The organism is Cognatiluteimonas sedimenti (assembly GCF_022808325.1).
GTDB classification, from domain to species: domain Bacteria; phylum Pseudomonadota; class Gammaproteobacteria; order Xanthomonadales; family Xanthomonadaceae; genus Cognatiluteimonas; species Cognatiluteimonas sedimenti.
On the sequence record NZ_JALGCL010000002.1, the window covers coordinates 150,710 to 169,855 of the forward strand.

13 protein-coding genes are annotated in these 19,146 nt (G+C 70.2%); 7 read left to right on the top strand and 6 right to left on the bottom strand.

The window, feature by feature from the left end; translation table 11 throughout:
* Positions 1–13: 13 nt before the first annotated feature.
* From otsA to MQC88_RS07380, 4 genes are all read right to left on the bottom strand, one after another.
* On the bottom strand, positions 14–1,381 hold the full coding sequence (otsA, locus tag MQC88_RS07365; RefSeq protein WP_243320626.1) for an alpha,alpha-trehalose-phosphate synthase (UDP-forming): 1,368 nt from the start codon (positions 1,379–1,381) through the stop codon (positions 14–16).
* A gap of 22 nt (positions 1,382–1,403) precedes the next feature.
* The gene (locus MQC88_RS07370) at positions 1,404–3,197 is read right to left on the bottom strand and encodes a glycoside hydrolase family 15 protein (RefSeq protein ID WP_243320627.1); all 1,794 of its coding nucleotides are present in this window, start codon (positions 3,195–3,197) and stop codon (positions 1,404–1,406) included.
* On the bottom strand, positions 3,194–3,961 hold the full coding sequence (gene otsB / locus MQC88_RS07375) for a trehalose-phosphatase (RefSeq protein WP_243320629.1): 768 nt from the start codon (positions 3,959–3,961) through the stop codon (positions 3,194–3,196). Before otsB ends, MQC88_RS07370 begins: the two co-directional genes overlap by 4 nt.
* Positions 3,962–4,060: 99 nt before the next feature.
* Positions 4,061–6,313: a hypothetical protein gene (locus MQC88_RS07380; RefSeq protein ID WP_243320631.1), complete on the bottom strand. Its 2,253-nt coding sequence runs from the start codon at positions 6,311–6,313 to the stop codon at positions 4,061–4,063.
* Between the two features lie 113 nt (positions 6,314–6,426).
* Here MQC88_RS07380 and clpB point away from each other — a divergent pair, with 113 nt between their 5' ends.
* Positions 6,427–9,006: an ATP-dependent chaperone ClpB gene (gene clpB, locus MQC88_RS07385; protein ID WP_243320632.1), complete on the top strand. Its 2,580-nt coding sequence runs from the start codon at positions 6,427–6,429 to the stop codon at positions 9,004–9,006.
* 30 nt (positions 9,007–9,036) lie between these two features.
* On the opposite strand, the gene ybaL is transcribed toward clpB, so the two are convergent.
* Positions 9,037–10,713 (bottom strand): YbaL family putative K(+) efflux transporter, encoded by a 1,677-nt coding sequence (ybaL, locus tag MQC88_RS07390; protein WP_243320634.1) that lies wholly within the window; start codon positions 10,711–10,713, stop codon positions 9,037–9,039.
* Positions 10,714–10,832: 119 nt separating this feature from the next.
* On the bottom strand, positions 10,833–12,047 hold the full coding sequence (locus tag MQC88_RS07395) for an NAD(P)/FAD-dependent oxidoreductase (protein WP_243320636.1): 1,215 nt from the start codon (positions 12,045–12,047) through the stop codon (positions 10,833–10,835).
* Positions 12,048–12,186: 139 nt separating this feature from the next.
* On the opposite strand from MQC88_RS07395, the gene abc-f reads away from it, so the two are divergent.
* From abc-f to MQC88_RS07425, 6 genes are all read left to right on the top strand, one after another.
* The gene (gene abc-f / locus MQC88_RS07400; RefSeq protein ID WP_243320638.1) at positions 12,187–14,136 is read left to right on the top strand and encodes a ribosomal protection-like ABC-F family protein; all 1,950 of its coding nucleotides are present in this window, start codon (positions 12,187–12,189) and stop codon (positions 14,134–14,136) included.
* Positions 14,137–14,272: 136 nt separating this feature from the next.
* On the top strand, positions 14,273–15,481 hold the full coding sequence (locus tag MQC88_RS07405; protein ID WP_243320640.1) for a cation:proton antiporter: 1,209 nt from the start codon (positions 14,273–14,275) through the stop codon (positions 15,479–15,481).
* A 191-nt stretch (positions 15,482–15,672) separates the two neighbouring features.
* Entirely contained in the window at positions 15,673–16,014 is a 342-nt protein-coding gene (locus tag MQC88_RS07410; protein WP_243320642.1) for an FmdB family zinc ribbon protein, read from the top strand.
* Positions 16,015–16,147: 133 nt separating this feature from the next.
* The gene (aspS, locus tag MQC88_RS07415; RefSeq protein ID WP_243320644.1) at positions 16,148–17,917 is read left to right on the top strand and encodes an aspartate--tRNA ligase; all 1,770 of its coding nucleotides are present in this window, start codon (positions 16,148–16,150) and stop codon (positions 17,915–17,917) included.
* A gap of 3 nt (positions 17,918–17,920) precedes the next feature.
* Positions 17,921–18,469, top strand: coding sequence for a GNAT family N-acetyltransferase (locus tag MQC88_RS07420; RefSeq protein ID WP_243320646.1), 549 nt, complete (start codon positions 17,921–17,923; stop codon positions 18,467–18,469).
* On the top strand, positions 18,466–19,098 hold the full coding sequence (locus MQC88_RS07425) for a putative lipase (protein ID WP_243320647.1): 633 nt from the start codon (positions 18,466–18,468) through the stop codon (positions 19,096–19,098). The genes MQC88_RS07420 and MQC88_RS07425 overlap by 4 nt, the downstream gene beginning before the upstream one ends.
* The last annotated feature ends 48 nt before the right edge of the window (positions 19,099–19,146 follow it).

The following is a 19,146-nucleotide window of genomic DNA, read 5'->3' on the forward strand; positions in this document are numbered from 1 at the left end:
ACCGGAACGGCCGTCAGGCGCTTGCGAGGGCAGCCAGGTAGTCGCGCCGCCATGCGGTGATGTCGTGCGTCCGCAGCGTTCCCATCATCGCCTGCCAGCGTTCCCTGCGCTCGTCACGGTGCATGCGCATCGCGGTCGCGATCGCGTCGGCGACGCCGTCCAGGTCGTAGGGATTCACCAGCAGGGCGCTGTCCAGCTCGCGCGCGGCGCCGGCGAAAGTCGACAGCACCAGCACGCCCGGATCCTCCGGGTCCTGCGCGGCGACGAACTCCTTGGCCACCAGGTTCATGCCGTCGCGCAATGGCGTCACCAGGCCGACCCGCGCCAGCCGGTAGAAGCCGGTGAGCGTGGGGTGCGCGTAGTTGCGGTTGACATAGCGCATCGGCGTCCAGTCCGGCTCGGCGTGGCCGCCATTGATGTGGCCGGCGAGTTGCTCGAGTTCCTCGCGCAGCGCCCGGTATTCGGCGACGTCGCCGCGCGAAACCGGCGCGATCTGCAGGTAGGTGAGCTTGCCCAGCTGCTGCGGATGTCGCTGCAGGTAGCGCGCGAAGGCGCGGAAGCGTTCCGGCAGGCCCTTGGAATAATCCAGGCGGTCGACGCCGATCGCCAGGGCGCGCCCCGACAGGCTGTCCTTGAGCCGGCGCACGCTGGAGTTCTCGACCGCCTCGCCCGCCTGCTGCGCGATGTGCGCGGTGTCGATGCTGATCGGGAAAGCACCGGCGTGCAACCGCCGCCCGCCTGCGGTTTCCAGCACCCCGGGCGATATCACGTCGCCACGGCCGAACAGGCGCACGTAGTCCTGGAAGCGCTCCAGGTCGCGGCTGGTCTGGAAGCCGACCAGGTCGTAGGCCGACAACCCCTCGAACAGCCGGCTGTGCTGCGGCAGCGCCGCCAGCAGGTCGGAGGACGGCATCGGCACGTGCAGGAAGAAGCCGAGCTTGCAGCGCACACCATGCTCGCGCAGCAGGGCGGCGAGCGGAATCAGGTGGTAGTCGTGGATCCAGACCATGTCGTCGTCGCGCAGCAGCGGCGCCAGTTTTTCCGCGAACAGCGCGTTGACGCGCCGATACGCCGCCCAGGTCTCGCGGCTGTAGTCGACCAGGTCGACGCGGAAATGCAGCAACGGCCACAGCGAACGGTTGGCGAACCCGTTGTAGTAGTCGGCGTGGTCGCGCCGCGACAGGTCGATGGTGACGTAGCGGATGTTGCCGTCGTGCTGCTCGTGCAGCTTGCCGGAGTGGCTCGGGTCGATCTTGCCGCTCCAGCCGAACCAGAGTCCGCCGGTCTCGTCCAGCGCGGCCTGCAGCGCGACGGCCAAGCCGCCGGCGCGCGATTCGCCCGGCAGCGCGACGCGGTTGGAAACCACCACCAGCCGGCTCACGCCTGGCCTCCCGGCGCGGCGTTCATACCGCGCTCTGCCACGGCCGGCTCAGCGCCATCGCGGCGATGATCAGGCCCACGTGCGAATAGGTCTGCGGGAAATTGCCCCAGGCCTCGCCGCTGTCGAAGGCCAGGTCCTCCGAGAGCAGTCCCAGCGGGTTGCGCCGCGCCAGCACCTGTTCGAACATCCCGCGCGCTTCGTCCTTGCGGCCGATCGACGCCAGCGCGTCGATGTACCAGAAGGTGCAGATGGTAAAGCTGGTCTCCGGCGCGCCGAAATCGTCGGGTGCGATGTAGCGGAACAGGCCCTGCCCGCGCTTGAGGTCGCGTCCGATCGCCTCGACCGTGGCGATGAAGCGCGGGTCGCGCGCCTCGATGAAGCCCAGGTCCGCGAGCAGCAGCAACGATGCGTCCAGGCGCTCGCCGCCGAAGGCGTCGGCGAAATGCCCGCGCTGCGCGTTCCAGGCTTCGTCCAGCACCCGCGCGCGGATCGCGTCGGCGCGCTGGCGCCAGTGCGCGGCACGCTCGTCGAGCTCGAAGCGCGCCGCGATCTTGGCCAGGCGGTCGCAGGCCGCCCAGCACATCACCGCCGAATAGGTGTGCACGTGGCTGCGGCCGCGGAATTCCCACAGGCCGGCATCTGGCTGGTCGTAGAGCGCGAAAGCGCGGTCGCCCAGCGACTGCAGGCGCTCGAAGGCCGCCAGGTCGCCGCGCTGGCGCAGGCGCTGGTCGAAGAACAGCTGCGCCGACGCCAGCACCACGCTGCCGTAGACGTCGTGCTGCTTCTGCAGCCAGGCCAGGTTGCCGCGCCGCACCGGGCCCATGCCGCGATAGCCGGCCAGGCTGTCGACTTCCTCCTCGGCCAGCGCGGTTTCGAAGCCGATGCCGTACACCGGTTGCAGGTCGGGTTCCTCGCCGGCGACCAGGTTGAAGATGTAGCGGATGTATTCCTCCATGCTGCGGGTGGCGCCCAGGCGGTTGAGCGCGCGCACCACGAAGGCGGCGTCGCGCAGCCAGCAGTAGCGGTAGTCCCAGTTGCGCGCGGTGTGGGGCGCTTCCGGGATCGACGTGGTCATGGCGGCAACGATGCCGCCGGTGTCCTCGTACTGGCACAGCTTCAGCGTGATCGCGCTGCGGATCACGGCGTCCTGCCATTCCAGCGGGATCGAGAGGTAGCGCACCCACTCGCGCCAGTACGCGGTGGTCTGGCGCTGGGCGTCGTCGACGAAGCTTTCCAGCGGCCGGGTGAGCGTCTCGTCCGGGCCGAGCACGAAGCGCAGTTCGCGGTCGAGCACGAACGGCAGCTCGTCGCGCAACAGCCGAAGCGGCGCGTCGGTGGTGAGCCGCAGGGTCATCCGCGGCAGCAGGAAACGCAGGTGGTTGCTGCCCCAGGTGCGCTCGGGCACGCGCGCGCCCCAGTCGGCCAGCGGCCGCAGGCGGATCCGCACCCGCGGGCTGCCGGCGAGCGGCCGCAGCCGCCGCACCAGCATCACCGGACGATAGAAGCGGCCATGCTGGCGCCAGCGCGGGGCGAAGTCGACCAGTTCGACCGTGCCGCCATGGCTGTCGTGCAGCAGCGTGCGCAGCAACGCGGTGTTGTCGATGTAGTGCTGCTCGGCGTGGGAGAAGTCCTCCAGTTCCACGCTCCAGTCGCCGCCATCCACCTTGGGCTGCAGCAGCGCGCAGAAGGCGGGGTCGCCGTCGAACGCCGGCAGGCAAGCCCATGCCACGCGGCCGCGGGCATCGACCAGCGCGCCGAAGCTGCCGTTGCCGACCAGCCCCAGGTCCAGGTTGGGCTGCTGCGTTGCTGCATTCATTGCGGTCGTCCCTCGTTGGTGCCCGGCATCGCGCCGAGCCAGTCGCGCACCGTCCCCGGATCCGGCAATCCGTAATGCGCGGCGCTGGGTTCACGCCCGCCGACCAGCACGCTCAGGCCGCCATCGGCGTTGACCACCGCAAAACCGCTCTCGTCGGTGAGGTCGTCGCCGGCGAACACCGGCACCCGGCCGCGGAACGGCGGCTCGTCCAGCAGGGCGCGGATCGCGCTGCCCTTGTCGCCGCTGGCCGGGCGCAGTTCGACCACATGGTCGCCGTGCTGCAGGCGATAGCCCGGCAGCCGCGGCAATGCGGCTTCCGCGAACCTGCGCAGCGCGTCGCCCGCACCGGGCGCCGTGCGCCAGTGCAGTCCCAGCGCCACGCCCTTGTCTTCGACCAGCGCGCCCGGATAAGCCTGCGCGATCGTGGTGGCTTCGGCGTGGATCGCCGCCAGCGCCGGCGGTGCCTGCGGCGGCAGGTGCAGGCGGGTGTTGCGCCGTTCCAGGCCATGCAGGCCGGCGGCCGGCAACTGCAGTGGCGCGAAAAGCGCGTCGATCGCATCGATGGAACGGCCACTGACCAGCGCCAGCGCGCCCTGCAGGCGTCGTGCCAGCGCCGCCAGTGTCGCGCGCAAGTCCCGGGGCACCACCACCGCCCCGGGGGCATCGGCGAAATCGAGCAGGCAGCCGTCCACGTCGAGGAACAGGGCCCAGTCGTCGGCGGGCGCCGGTGGACGCGGTCGTGAGGGATCGCGGCGCGCATTCATCCGCGCATTGTGGCCAAGGTCGCGTTATCGGCGGGTTCACATGCGCGCCACGCGGCCGTCCGCGAATGCGCCGGCGCGGCGCGGATCAGGCCAGGCCGGCTACTGCTCGACCGCCGCCGCGGGGTCGGCGCCGGGAAGCAACGGCCGGCCCGAGGCCTGCAGTGCCGAAAAGGCGCGGGCATTGCGCCCGCGGACCGCCTGCATCAACCGCTGGAATTCGGGCAGGTCACGCAGCGGTTCGACCAGCGGGTCGGGCGCATCGACGTTGGTTCGGGTGAGGTAGTACTCGCAAACCCAGCCGGCGGCGACTTCGCGCCGGACCACCGCCATCGCCGCCTCGCGATCCCCCAGCCATGCCAGCGCCACCGCCTCGGGCAGCTGCGAAAGGCGCCGTCGAGCCGCAGGCGGGAGTCGCCGGGTGGCCTCGACGACGCGCTGGAACATCCGGCGTGCATCGGCTTGCCGCCCGCTGCGCAGCATTGCGATGCCGACTTCGTTGGCCCCGTCCAGGTTCGAACCCAGCAGGGGCTCCTGCAGGTCGACGACACCCGGGCTGAGTTCGCCGCGCAGTTCGATCAGGGCCTCGTATTCGCGGGATTCCAATGCGGCGGTGGCGAGGTCGTCGCCGAAATACCGCTTGAAGCTTTCGCCTTCGCCGCCCTGTCGCTGCAGCCAGGCAAGTGCCGCGCGGTAGCCTCCGCGCCGACGTTCGGCCTCGAATGCGTCGTAGCTGGCCTGCATCGGGTGCCCGGACCCGCGTTCGGCCGCGCGCGCGAGTGCCGGCTGGCGCAGGATGCGGTACATGTCCGCCAGCGTGGCGCTGCAACCGCGACCGCCGGCCTGCCGGCAGGCTGCCGCCACGACCAGCGCCTCGCCGTAGCGGCCGACGCGCGCGAAGTGGCGTGCGAGTTCCCAGTAGGCTGCATCGAACCGCGGCGACACATCGATGGCGCGCCGGAACGCGGTGGCCGCTTCCTCGTCGCGACCCATTCCGCGCAGGGCCAGGGCGGTGGTGACATGGCCCTTGGGGTCGCGCGGTTCCAGCGCGACGTAGCGCTCGGAATACCGCAGCGCCAGCTCCGGCTGGTCCAGGATGCGGGCAGCGTCCGCGGTGTTGAGCTGCAGCAGCGGATGGTTCGGGGCCGCATCGGCCAGCTGGCGATGCGTCGCCAGGATGCGCTCGTAGCCGCGGTAGCTGGGGGCCAGGTCGTTGCGCGCGAACGGAATCAGCGCGCCCAGCACGCGGACGTCGAGGTCGCCCGGCGCACGCCGCGAGGCCTCGGCCGACAGCGTCTCCATCTCCTCGAACGCCTGCAGCCAGGGCACGCGCCCGTACCACCCCAGGCGTTGCACGCTGTCGGCCAGGGGCAGGTAGGCGGGAATGAATTCCGGATGCGCGCGCTGCAGCGGCCGCAACAGCTCGACGGCACGCACGAGCGATTCCTGGCTGCTTTCGCCGATCAGGCCGAGGGCCTGCAGGTAGGCCTGCTGCGACAGGCTGTCCAGCGCGACCGTGCCGCCGCTGGATGGCAACACGCTGAGCTGCAGCTTGTCGGCGACCGCGGCGGCGATTTCGCTCTGGATCGCCAGCGCGTCGTCGAGCTTGCGGTCGAAGGTCTGCGACCAGAGGTGGAATCCGTCGTCGGCCTTGATCAGCTGTGCGGTCACGCGCAGCGTCCGGCCCTGGCGGCGCACGCTGCCTTCGATCACGTGGGCGACGCCCAGTTCGCGGCCGATCTTGCGGATGTCCTGGTCACGGCCCTTGTAGGAAAACGAAGACGTGCGGCCGGCGACCTTCAATCCGGGCGTGTTGGCGAGCGAATTCAGGATCTCCTCGGACAGGCCGTCGGCGAAGTAGCCGTCCTCGACGGCGCCGCCCATGTTGACGAATGGCAGCACCGCGACGCTGGTGCCGGCAGCGGTGGGCGCGATTGCCTTCGCTGCCGTCGCTTGCGCCGGGGGCGGCGATCCGAATGTAGCCAGCAGCCGCTGCGCCGCGCCGCCGACGCCGATCCCGAGCACCGCGATCGCCGCCAGCAGCGCCCAGTCGCGCTTGCGCGTCCGGGGTGCAGGCGCATCGGCACCGTCCTCGCGCTCGCGCTCCAGGCCGCGATCGCCCAGGTTGAAATACCAGGCCAGGATGACTGCGACCGGGAAGCCGAGCATCAGCAGCCACAGCACCATCCGCAGGGTCCAGCCAGGGAGTTCCAGCGCCGGCGCGACGATATCGGTCAGCTGGAGCAACACCCAGGCCGTGGCGAGGTAGACCGCGCCGACCTTGAGCACCTTGCGGCGTGCCAGTTGCCCCAGCCAGCGCATCCCATGCCCCTGGTCGCGCACGACGCGACCCATTGGAGGGAAAACGCCCTGCCGGCCTGGAGTCGGTCAACGCCTTGCATCCGTGCTTCACGCCCGCATCTCCACGCTATCGCCGGCACCCCGGCCCCAATCCGGAGATTCCGTCCATGCGCATGGACAAGCTCACCTCCCGCTTCCAGCAGGCGCTGGCCGACGCGCAGTCGCTGGCCGTCGGCCGCGACCACAACCTGATCGAACCGGCGCACCTGCTGGTGGCGTTGCTCGACCAGCCCGGCGGCGGCAGCCGGCCGCTGCTGGCGCAGTCCGGGGTCAACGTGCCGTTGCTGCGCGAGCGCCTCGGCGAGGCGCTCGACAAGCTGCCGAAGGTCTCCGGCCAGGCCGGCAACGTCAGCGTCGGCAACGACCTGTCGCGGCTGCTCAACGTTACCGACAAGCTGGCCCAGCAGCGCGGCGACGGCTTCATCGCCAGCGAGCTGTTCCTGCTGGCGGCGCTGGACGACGGTGGCGACGCCGGCCGCGCGCTCAAGGCCGCTGGCGCCACCAAGCCGAAACTGGAAAGCGCGATCGATGCGATGCGCGGAGGCGAGAAGGTGCAGGACGAGAATGCGGAAGAGGCGCGCCAGGCGCTGGAGAAGTACACCATCGACCTGACTGCGCGCAGCGAGAAGGGCAAGCTCGACCCGGTGATCGGCCGCGACGAGGAGATCCGGCGCACCATCCAGGTGCTGCAGCGCCGGACCAAGAACAACCCGGTGCTGATCGGCGAACCCGGCGTCGGCAAGACCGCGATCGTCGAGGGCCTGGCCCAGCGCATCGTCAACGGCGAGGTGCCCGAAGGCCTCAAGGGCAAGCGCGTGCTGAGCCTGGACATGGGCGCGCTGATCGCGGGCGCCAAGTTCCGCGGCGAGTTCGAGGAGCGGCTCAAGGCCGTGCTCAACGACCTGGCCAAGAACGAGGGCCAGATCATCCTGTTCATCGACGAGTTGCACACCATGGTCGGCGCAGGCAAGGCCGAGGGCGCGATGGATGCCGGCAACATGCTCAAGCCGGCGCTGGCGCGCGGCGAGCTGCACTGCATCGGCGCGACCACGCTGGACGAGTACCGCAAGTACATCGAGAAGGACGCGGCGCTGGAGCGCCGCTTCCAGAAGGTCTTCGTCGGCGAGCCCAGCGTGGAGGACACCATCGCGATCCTGCGCGGGCTCAAGGAGAAGTACGCCGTGCACCACGGCGTCGAGATCACCGACCCGGCGATCGTCGCCGCGGCCACGCTGTCCAACCGCTACATCGCCGACCGCCAGCTGCCGGACAAGGCGATCGACCTGATGGACGAGGCCGCATCGCGCATCCGCATGGAGATCGATTCCAAGCCCGAGGAACTGGACCGCAAGGAGCGCCGGCTGATCCAGCTCAAGATCCAGCGCGAGGCGCTGAAGAAGGAGAAGGACGCCGAGTCCCGGAAGCGGCTGGCGGACCTGGAAAGCGACATCGCCACGCTGGAGCGCGAGTTCAACGACCTCGAGGAGGTGTGGAAGGCCGAGAAGGCGACGCTGCAGGGCGCGACGAAGATCAAGGAGCAGATCGAGCAGGTGAAGCTGCAGCTGGAAGCCGCGCAGCGCACCCAGGACTATGCGCGCATGAGCGAGCTGCAATACGGGCAACTGCCGGAGCTGGAAAAGCAGCTGAAGGCGGCGCAGGAAGCCGAGAACAAGGGCTTCACCCTGCTGCAGGACAAGGTCACCGCCGAGGAGATCGCGCAGGTGGTGTCGCGCTGGACCGGGATCCCGGTCAGCAAGATGCTCGAGGGCGAGCGCGAGAAGCTGTTGCAGATGGAGGCGCAGCTGCACACGCACGTGGTCGGCCAGGACGAGGCGATCAAGGTCGTGTCGGACGCGGTGCGGCGTTCCCGCGCCGGGCTCTCGGATCCCAACCGCCCGTCGGGCTCGTTCCTGTTCCTGGGGCCGACCGGCGTCGGCAAGACCGAGCTGACCAAGGCGCTGGCCGATTTCCTGTTCGACAGCAGCGACGCGATGGTGCGCATCGACATGAGCGAGTTCATGGAGAAGCACTCGGTCGCGCGCCTGATCGGCGCGCCGCCGGGCTACGTCGGCTACGAGGAAGGCGGTTACCTGACCGAGGCGGTGCGGCGCCGTCCGTACAGCGTGATCCTGCTCGACGAAGTCGAGAAGGCGCACCCGGACGTGTTCAACATCCTGCTGCAGGTGCTCGACGATGGCCGCCTCACGGATGGCCAGGGGCGCACGGTCGATTTCCGCAACACGGTGATCGTGATGACCTCCAACCTGGGTTCGCAGATGATCCAGGAGATGGGTGGCGACGATTCGCCCGAGGCCTACACCCAGATGAAGGCCGCGGTGATGGGCGTGGTCCAGGCACACTTCCGCCCGGAGTTCATCAACCGGCTCGACGACATCGTCGTGTTCCATGCGCTGGACAAGGCGCAGATCAGGGAGATCGCGAAGATCCAGTTGCGCGGGCTGGAGAAGCGGTTGGCCGAGCGCGGCATCGCGATCGAACTGTCGGACAAGGCCTTCGAGCTGCTGGGCAACGCCGGCTTCGATCCGGTCTACGGCGCGCGCCCGCTCAAGCGCGCGATCCAGCAGCAGATCGAGAACCCGCTGGCGTCGCGGATCCTGTCGGGGGACTTCGGCAGCGGCGATACCGTCCACGTCGATGCCGAGGGCGGGCAGCTGGTTTTCCGCTAGGCCACCCCGCCTCCGGATCCGTCCCGCCGCTCACACTGCAGTGCGCGCCGGCCGGTAAGGCGGCGTCGCCATCACCATCTCCGCGAGGGAGTAGGCGAGTTCGCGTTCGGCCAGGACCGCGGCATCGGCGCCGTGCGCGAGCAGGTGCTTGACCTGCGCTTCGCTGTGCGCGCGCGCCAGCACCGTGATCCGGGGGTTGAGCGCCTTCAACCGCTCGATCGTCTCGCCGGCTTCCAGCGCCTGCGGGATGGCGAACACCGCCAGCTTCGCGCGCTCCGGCGCGGCCTCCTGCAGCACCCGCTTGTTGGCGGCATTGCCGCGAACCACCGGCAAGCCGTAGGCCCGCGCCTGTTCGACCAGGTCGGCGTCGTCCTCGATCACCACCAGCGGCACGCCGCGCTCGTGCAGCAACTTGGCCAGCTGGCTGCCGACGCGGCCATAGCCGACGATGATCGCGTGGCCGGCGATGTCCATCGGCACGACTTCCGGCTCGGGTGGCGCGTTCGCGGCGACGCGTGCGTTCTCGCGCGCCATCCAGCGGTCCAGCACCATGAACAGAATCGGGTTGAGCATGATCGAGATCAGCGCGCCGGCCAGCACCAGGCTGTGGCCGTCCTTGGGCAGGATCCCCAGCGTCAAGCCGAGTCCGGCGATGATGAAGGCGAACTCGCCGATCTGCGCCAGGCTGGTGGAGATCGTCAGCGCGGTCGCGTTGGGATGGCCGAACGCACGCACGATCGCGTACGCCGCCGCGGACTTGCCGAACACGATGATCAGGGTGGTGGCCAGCACCTGCCACGGATGCTGGACCAGGATGTTGGGGTCGAACAGCATGCCCACCGAGACGAAGAACAGCACCGCGAATGCGTCGCGCATCGGCAGGGAATCCTGCGCCGCCTGGTGGCTGAACTCGGACTCGTTCAGCAGCATGCCGGCGAAGAACGCACCGAGCGCGAACGACACCCCGAACAGTTCGGCGGAACCGAACGCCACGCCCATCGCGATCGCCAGCACCGCCAGCGTGAACAGTTCGCGCGAACCGGTGCCCGCCACCCGCTCCAGCACCCACGGGATCGCCTTGCGGCCGACGACCAGCATGAAGGCGACGAACGCGGCGACCTTGCCGAAGGTCAGCGCCAGCGCCTTCAGCACCGCGCCGGCGCCCACCGCCTCGGCGCCGGCGAGCGCCCCGGCCAGCGCCGGGATCAGCACCAGCGCGACCACGCAGGCCAGGTCCTCGACGATCAGCCAGCCGACCGCGATCTTGCCCCGGCGCGTATCCAGCAGCCGCCGCTCCTCCATCGCCCGCAGCAGCACCACGGTGCTGGCCGTGGCCAGCGAGAAACCGAACACGATGCCCTGGATGTGCGACCAGCCCATCATCTCGGCCAGGCCCCAGCCCAGCAGCGTCGCTACCGCGATCTGCGCGACCGCGCCGGGGATGGCGATGTTCTTCACCGACATCAGGTCGCGCAGCGAGAAATGCAGGCCGACCCCGAACATCAGCAGGATCACGCCGATCTCGGCCAGTTGCGGCGCGATCTCGGCGTCGCCGACGAAGCCCGGCGTGAACGGCCCGGCCAGCACCCCCGCGAGCAGGTAGCCGACCAGCGGCGACAGCCGCAGCCGGTGGGCCAGCGCGCCCAGCGCGAAGGCCAGCACGAAGCCGAATACCAGCATCGCGATCAGTGAGGTGTGGTGCGGCATTCGTCGGCCGTGCGTGGTCAGGTCCGGGAGTGTCGCCGCTGCCGCCGTGCCCGCGCAAACCGTGTCCCCGGTGCCGGCTCGTGCCCTACTGGCCAGGGGCGGCGCCGATGACGGCAGGATCAGCGCTGCAGCCGCGAAAACGCGAACAGCGCGGCCAGCGGGTGTCGCCGCCGCTCGACCAGCGCCCGCAGCAGGCCGGCGCCGAGCATGCTGTAGGTGATGCCGTTGCCGCCATACGCCATCGCGAACAGCACCCGCGGTCCGTATTGCGGATGCGGGCCGAAGAACGGCAGGCCGTCCGCGGTTTCGGCAAAGGTGCCGGCCCAGGCGAACGCGGGCACCAGCGGCAGCCCCGGGAACAGGTCCAGTACCTGCCGCAACAGCTTGCGCGCCTTGCCGTCGACGCGCGCGTCGCGGCGCGCGGGGATGTCGACCGCATCGTCGGCGCCGCCGACCAGGACGCGGCCGTCGCTGGTGGCGCGCAGGTACAGGTAGGGGCGCGCCGTTTCCCAGAACAGCGTGGTGGCCAGCGCGCCGAGCGCGCCGCGCTCGATCGGATCGGAGACGCACGCGTAGCTGCTGCGGTTGCGGGCCACGCGCTGGTCCAGCCATTGCTGGCTCTCGTAGCCGGCGGCCAGCACCACGTGGCGGGCACGCACCCGGCAGCCCTCCGGCGTGGTCAGGGTGACGCCGCGCGGCGTGGCGCTGACCTGCGCGATGTCGGTGCGATCGAAGACCTCGATGCCGCGCTCCTGCAGGCGTGCCAGCAGGCGATAGGCCATCCGGTAGGGATCCATGCGCGCGGCCACGCGGCTGAGGATCGCGCCCGGCGCGTCGAATCCGTAACGGCCGCGGACCGCGCCGGGGTCGAGCCAGGCGACATCGAATCCGTGCCGCTTGCGCAGTTCGAATTCCTCGCGCAACGCCTTCGCATGCCGGCGCTTGCTGGCGTAATAGAGGCTTCGGGTTCGGGCGAAGCCGACATCGCGCACTTCGGCGGCCTTGGTCCGCAGCATCCCGATGGCTTCGGCGCAGCTGCGATAGGCGAGCACCGCGTCGGCTTCGCCATAACGCCTGGCCAGGTCCGTCATCGGCGTATCGATCTCGTATTGCAGCAGCGCGGTGCTGGCCGCGGTGCTGCCCCAGCCGATGTCGCGGCGGTCGATCACCACGACCTCGTGGCCATGCGCCGCCAGCTCGTCGGCGATCAGCGCGCCGCTGATGCCGCCGCCGAGTACCGCCACGTCGCAGCGCAGGTCGCGTTGCAGTGGCGGGAAGGCATGCAGCAACCCGTTGCGCACCGCCCACCAGGGGTAACCGCTCTTCAGGTCCATCCCGGCACGCTATCGGCAGCAGTGCGGGGCGGGGGTGAAAGTCGCGCGCAGGCCACGGCGTGGCTGGCGACGCACCGCGGCCGGGCTGCGGCCGACCGGCCAGGGCGGCCGGGCCGGGCCGGGCCGTTACAATGGCCGGATGATTTCCTTCCGCAATTTCGCCCTCCGGCGGGGCGAGCGCCTGCTGCTGTCCGATGTCGACCTGACCCTGCAGGCGGGCTGGCGCGTGGGCGTGGTCGGTCGCAACGGCACCGGCAAGTCCTCGTTGTTCGCCGCCCTGATGCACCAGCTCGAACCCGACAAGGGCGACCTCGACCTGCCAGGCAAGGCGCGGATCGCATCGGTGGCGCAGGAGACGCCGTCGCTGCCGGACGCGGCGAGCGACTTCGTGCTGTCGGGCGACGCCGCGGTGCACGCCGCGATCCAGGCCGAGGCCAACGCCTTCGCCAACGAGGACTGGGAAGCGGTCGCCGAAGCCCACCACCGGCTCGAGGAGTTGAATGGCTACGATGCCTCCGCGCGCGCCGGGCGCCTGCTGCACGGCCTGGGGTTCGCGGCCGAAACCCACGCCCGCCCGGTGTCGGACTTCTCCGGCGGCTGGCGCGTGCGGCTCAACGTCGCGCGCGCGCTGATGACGCCGTCGGACCTGCTGCTGCTGGACGAACCCACCAACCACCTCGACCTCGACGCGGTGTTGTGGATGGAACAGTGGCTGTTGCGCTATCCGGGCACGCTGCTGGTGATCTCGCACGACCGCGAGTTCCTCGACAACGTCACCACCCACACCCTGCACCTGCACGAAGGCAGGGCGAAGCTGTACACCGGCGGCTACACCGCGTTCGAGCGCCAGCGCGCCGAGCAGCTGCGCCAGCAGCAGATCGCGCACGAGAAGGAACAGGCCGAGCGCGCGCACCTGCAATCGTTCATCGACCGCTTCAAGGCCAAGGCCAGCAAGGCCAGGCAGGCCCAGTCGCGGATGAAGCGGCTGGCCAAGCTCGCCGGCACCGAGGCGGTACGCGCGGAACGCTCGCTGCGGATCGAATTCCCGCAGCCGGCGCGAATGCCCAATTCGCTGATCCGCCTGAACCACGTCGATGCGGGCTATGGCGTGGCCCCTATTGGAGCGGCTTCTGTGGGAGCGGCTTCAGCCGCGAGCTCTTCCCATCCACTCCAGAAGCTCGGGGCTGAAGCCCCTCCCACAGTGATCCTGCACGACGTCAATTTCGGACTCGAGGCCGGCGACCGCGTCGGCCTGCTCGGTCCCAACGGGGCCGGCAAGTCGACGCTGGTCAAGACCCTGGTGGGCGAGCTGCCGCTGCTGGCCGGCGAGCGCAACGCGCACCCGGACATGCGCATCGGCTACTTCGCCCAGCACACGGTGGAATCGCTGCATGCGGGGCAGTCGCCGATCGACCACCTGCGCGAGTTGTCCCCGGACAGCGCGGTGCAGGCGTTCCGCGATTTCCTCGGCAAGTGGAACTTCCCCGGCGACCGCGCCTTCGAGAGCATCGACGGCTTCTCCGGCGGCGAGCGCGCGCGCCTGGCGCTGGCCCTGATCGCGTGGCGGCAACCCAACGTGCTGCTGCTCGACGAACCGACCAACCACCTCGACCTCGACATGCGCGAGGCGCTGGCCGAAGCGCTGAGCGATTTCGATGGCGCCATCGTCATGGTCTCGCACGACCGCCACCTGATCGGGCTGGTGTGCGAGACGTTCTGGCGCGTGGCCAGCGGCAAGGTCGAGGCCTTCGACGGCGACCTGGACGAATACGCGGCGTGGCTGCGCTCGCGCCCGGGCAGCGAAACGGCGAAGCTCGACAAGCCGGCGAAGGCGCCGCTGGTGTCCGCGCCAGCGCCGGCGCCGAAGCCGGCGTCGCCAATCAACCCCCGCAAGCTGGCCCAGGCCGAGGCGCGCGTGGCCGAACTGGAATCCCGGCTCGCGGCGATCGAAGCCGAACTCGCCGATCCGCGGCTGTACGCGCAGGACAATGGCGTGCGCGCCGCGCAGCTCGGGCGCGAGCAGGGCGAGCTGCGCACGGCACTGGAAACCGCGGAGCAGGCGCTGCTGGCGCTGTACGAAACGGCCTGAACGTCCACGGGTCCCTGGCCGGCGCGCACCTGGAGAACATCGCCGGACCGCGGCCTCGCGCATGCGCCGCCGGCCGGAGCTTGCCATCGTCGCCCCACGCCGCGACCATGCGGCAACCGCTGCCGGCAGGGAACGCATGAGCAACGAACTGGTCTACCTGCTGCTGATCTTCGGGCTGCTGGTGGTGCCGCGCGCATTGCAGCGGCTGCAGATCCCGGCGCCGATCAGCTGCCTGCTGCTGGGCATCGGCGCGATGCTCGCCTGGGGCGACCGCACCCACGATCCGGTGGTGGTGCTGCTCTCGGCGCTGGGCATTTCCTCCCTGTTCCTGTTCGCCGGCCTGGAGGTGGAACTGAAGGCATTGCGGCGCGGGCTCGGACGGCTGACGCTGCACCTGCTGGTCCGCGTCGCGTCGCTGGCGCTCATCACCTGGCTCGGTTGGCGCTACCTCGACCTGGGGTGGCAGGCCTCGACGCTGCTGGCGCTGGCGCTGCTGACGCCATCCACCGGATTCATCCTCGACACCCTCGAACGCCTCGGGCTCGACCCGGGCGAACGCTTCTGGGTCACCAGCAAGGCGATCGCCGGCGAATTGCTGGCACTGGCGGTGCTGTTCGTGGTGCTGCAGGCCGATGATCCGCTGCAGCTGGGGACCGCATCGCTGGCGATGCTCGCGCTTCTGGTCGGGCTGCCGCTGCTGTTCCTGGCGCTGGGGCGCTGGGTGATGCCGCAGGCTCCGGGCTCGGAGTTCTCGCTGCTGGTGATGGTGGGGATGGTCGCCGCCTACGTCACCTTCAAGCTCGGGGTGTACTACCTGGTCGGTGCGTTCATCGCCGGGCTGACCGCGCGCCTGCTGCGCGATCGCATGCCGCGGCTGGCCTCCCACGACAACATCCAGGCGTTGCGCCTGTTCGCGACGTTCTTCGTGCCGTTCTATTTCTTCCACGCAGGCACCCAGGTCTCGCGCGACGCGCTGAGCTGGGAGGCGCTGGCGACGGGCGTGGTGCTCACCGCGATCGTGCTGCCGCTACGCGTGGGCATCACCTGGTTGCAGCGCCGGGTGCTCTTCCGCGAGTCGCACCGCAGCGCATTGCGGGTGTCGGTGGCGCTGGCGCCGACGCTGGTGTTCACGCTGGTGCTGGCGGAGATCCTGCACGCGCGCTTCGCCATCCCTGGCGCGCTGTTCGGCGGGTTGATCCTGTACACCACGCTCAACACGCTGCTGCCGTCGCTGGTGCTGCACCAGGCCTTCGACATCGATCCGATCGACGTCCGCGACCATCGCCATCCCGAGGACCGCGTCGGCGCGCCTCCGGGGGAGTCGGACAGGGCAATGCCGGGCTGACGCGCGCGGGCGCACCGCTTGCCACCCCGGTCCCGGAGCAACGGATCGAGCATCGGGACCATCCCGGATGGCTCGTGGCGAGGGCCGGGGCGCGTTCCGGTCGTTGGCCTTTCAGCGATCGGGGTCTCGCGGCTTGATTGCGCGGTTGCAGGCCCCAGAATATGCGCTGGTTTCCAGCGTTGCCTCGCCCCATGCCGATCTACGCATTCGCCTGCGCCGCCTGCGGCCACCAGTTCGACCGCCTGCAGAAGCTGTCCGATCCGGACCCGGCCGCGTGCCCGGCATGTGGAGCGCCCGCGGTCGAGCGGCAGGTGACGGCGCCGTCGTTCCGGCTCTCGGGCAGCGGCTGGTACGAGACCGACTTCAAGAAGGATGGCGACCGCAAGCGCAACCTGGCGGGCGATGCCGCCGGGACCGGCAGCGGCGACAGGCCCGAGGCCAAGCCCGCCGCAGCCAAGGCCGAGACAAAGGCCGAGGCCAAGCCGGAGCCGAAGCCGGCTGCGAAAGCCGAAGTCGCCAAGCCCGCTTCCTAGAACCGATGTCTGGTTGCGGGCCGCCGCGGCGGACGCGCCCGTTGTCCGCCCGCGCCGTCGGAAACCCGGCAGGCCTTGCGCTACCGGCTAAAATGACCGGCTTTCCGGCCGGTGCCGGAACCCCGGAGTATCCATGCGTACCCATTTCTGCGGCCTGATCGACGAGGCCCTGGTCGGCCAGACCGTGGCCCTGTGCGGCTGGGCCGACGTCGCCCGCGACCTCGGCGGCCTGTGCTTCATCGACCTGCGCGACCACGAGGGCATCGTCCAGGTCGTCGCCGAACCCGATGCCGGCAGCGCGGGCAACGCCGCGGTCGTCGCCACCGCCGCCCAGGTCGGCTACGAGGACTGCCTGCGCGTGACCGGCGTCGTGCGCCGGCGCCAGAGCGTCAACAACAGGATCGCGACCGGCCAGGTCGAGGTCGTCGCGCAGTCGATCGAGGTGCTGAACAAGGCGCAGCCGCTGCCGTTCCATGCCCACGAGAACGCCGGCGAGGACATCCGCCTCAAGTACCGCTACCTGGACCTGCGCACGCCGAAGATGCAGCAGATGATGCGCACCCGCACCAGGCTGGTGCAGGCGCTGCGGCGCTGGCTGGATGCGCGTGGCTTCCAGGACATCGAAACCCCGATCCTGACCAAGGCCACGCCCGAAGGCGCGCGCGACTTCCTGGTGCCGGCGCGGATGCACGCGGGCGAGTTCTACGCGCTGCCGCAGTCGCCGCAGTTGTTCAAGCAGATCCTGATGGTCGCGGGCTTCGACCGCTATTATCAAATCGCGCGATGCTTCCGCGACGAGGCGCTGCGCGCCGACCGCCAGCTCGAGTTCACGCAGCTGGACATGGAGTTCGCCTGGGTCGACGAGCAGGTCGTGCAGGACACCACCGAGGCGCTGATCCGCGACGTGTTCCGCGAAGTGATGGACGTGGAGCTGGCCGCGCCGTTCCCGCGCATGACCTACGCCGAAGCGATGCGCCGCTACGGTTCCGACAAGCCGGACCTGCGCATCGCGCTGGAACTGGTCGACGTCGCGGAGCAGGTCAAGTCCTCGCAGTTCAAGGTATTCACCGACTGGGCCGGCGCCGAGGGCGGGCGCGTTGCCGCGCTGCGCATCCCCGGCGGCGCGTCGCTGTCGCGCAAGCAGATCGACGAATACGCCGCCCACGCGGCCAAGTACGGCTCCAAGGGCCTGGCCTACGCCAAGATCGACGAGGCCGGCGTGGTCAACTCGCCGATCGCCAAGTTCTTCGACGAAGCCGCGTTCACGGCCGTGCTCCGGGCAGTGGGCGCCGGCCATGGCGACATCGTGTTCTTCGGCGCCGGCCCGTACAACGTGGTCAGCGACTTCATGGGGGCGCTGCGGCTCAAGGCCGGCAAGGATTTCAACCTGGTCGCGGAAGGCTGGGCGCCGCTGTGGGTCACCGACTTCCCGATGTTCGAGTGGGACGACGAGGAGCAGCGTTACGTCGCGCTGCACCACCCGTTCACCGCGCCGGCGGTCGACGACGAGGCCGACCTGCGCGCGAACGCCAGGACCGCGGTCTCGCGCGGCTACGACATGGTGCTCAACGGCAACGAGATCGGCGGCGGCTCGATCCGCATCCATCGATCGGCGATGCAGTCGGCGGTGTTCGAGCTGCTGGGAATCGGCGCCGAGGAAGCCGAAGCCAAGTTCGGCTTCCTGCTCGACGCGCTGAAGTACGGCGCGCCGCCGCACGGCGGCATCGCCTTCGGCATCGATCGCATTGCCGCGCTGATGGCCGGTACCGAATCGATCCGCGACGTCATCGCCTTCCCCAAGACCACCACCGCGCAATGCCTGATGACCGGCGCGCCGTCGCCGGTGCCGGACAAGCAGCTGGCCGAAGTGCACGTGTCGATCCGTGCCAGGCACAAGGAGTAGGACGTGGCGTTCGCGATCCGCCGCGCCGTGCCCGCCGATGCCGAGGCGCTGTCCCGGATCGGAACGCGCACCTTCGTCGACACCTTCGGGCACCTGTATGCGGACGCGGACCTGCAGGCGTTCCTGCGCGAAAGCCATTCCACCGCGGCCTATGCGCGCTACCTGGCCGATCCGCACTTCGCGCTTTGGCTGCTGGAGGACGATGCCCGGGCCGGGGAAGCCCGGAGCGGCGAAGCGGTCGGCTACGCGGTCGCCGGCCCCTGCGGGCTGCCGCATCCTGAAGTGGCACCGGGCGACGGCGAATTGAAGCGCCTGTACCTGCTGCCCTCGCTGCACAACGGCGGCTGGGGCGGGCGCCTGTTCCAGGCCGCGCTCGACTGGCTGCAACGCGAAGGCCCGCGCACGCTGTGGATCAGCGTCTGGTCGGAGAACCAGGGCGCGCAGCGCTTCTACGCGCGGCACGGGTTCGAGAAGGCCGGCGAATACGAGTTTCCGGTCGGCAGCGTGCGCGACCGCGAGTTCATGTTCCGGCGTCGCGCATCGGCGGCATGAGCCACCGCGTCATCCTGCTGCACGGCCTGTGGATGCCCGGCGCGGCGATGCACTGGCTGGCCACGCAGCTCAGGACGGCGGGCTACAGCCCGGAAACCTTCAGCTACCACAGCGTCGCCGACGGTCCGGACCTGGCGGTGCCGCGGCTGGTCGAACGGCTGCAGGCGCATGCCCGCGAGCATGGCGATGGAATCGACATCGTCGCCCACAGCCTCGGCGGCCTGATCGCGTTGCAGGCGCTGTGCGAGGCCCCGGACCTGCCGGTGCGGCGGGTGGTCTGCCTGGGTTCGCCCCTGACCGGTAGCGGCGCGGCCACCGGGATGCTGCGCTGGGCGCCGGCGGCGAGCCTGCTCGGGCGCAGCGCCGCGCTGCTGCAGCAGGGGATCGCCTGCTGGCAGGGGCGGGCGCAGGTCGGGGCGATCGCGGGGCACGTGCCGCACGGGCTGGGCGCGCTGTTCGCCGGGTTCGGCGGCGAGCACGACGGCACCGTGGCCGTGGCCGAAACCCGCCTGCCCGGGCTCGCCGACCACGTCGTGGTCGATGCCAGCCACAGCGGCCTGCTGTTTTCGGCGCAGGCGGCGGCGCAGACCGTCGCGTTCCTGCGCGACGGCCACTTCGTCCATTCGTAGGCGCGCGCGGGCACCGGCCCTCCGCGACCTTCGAGGCAGGAGTGCCCG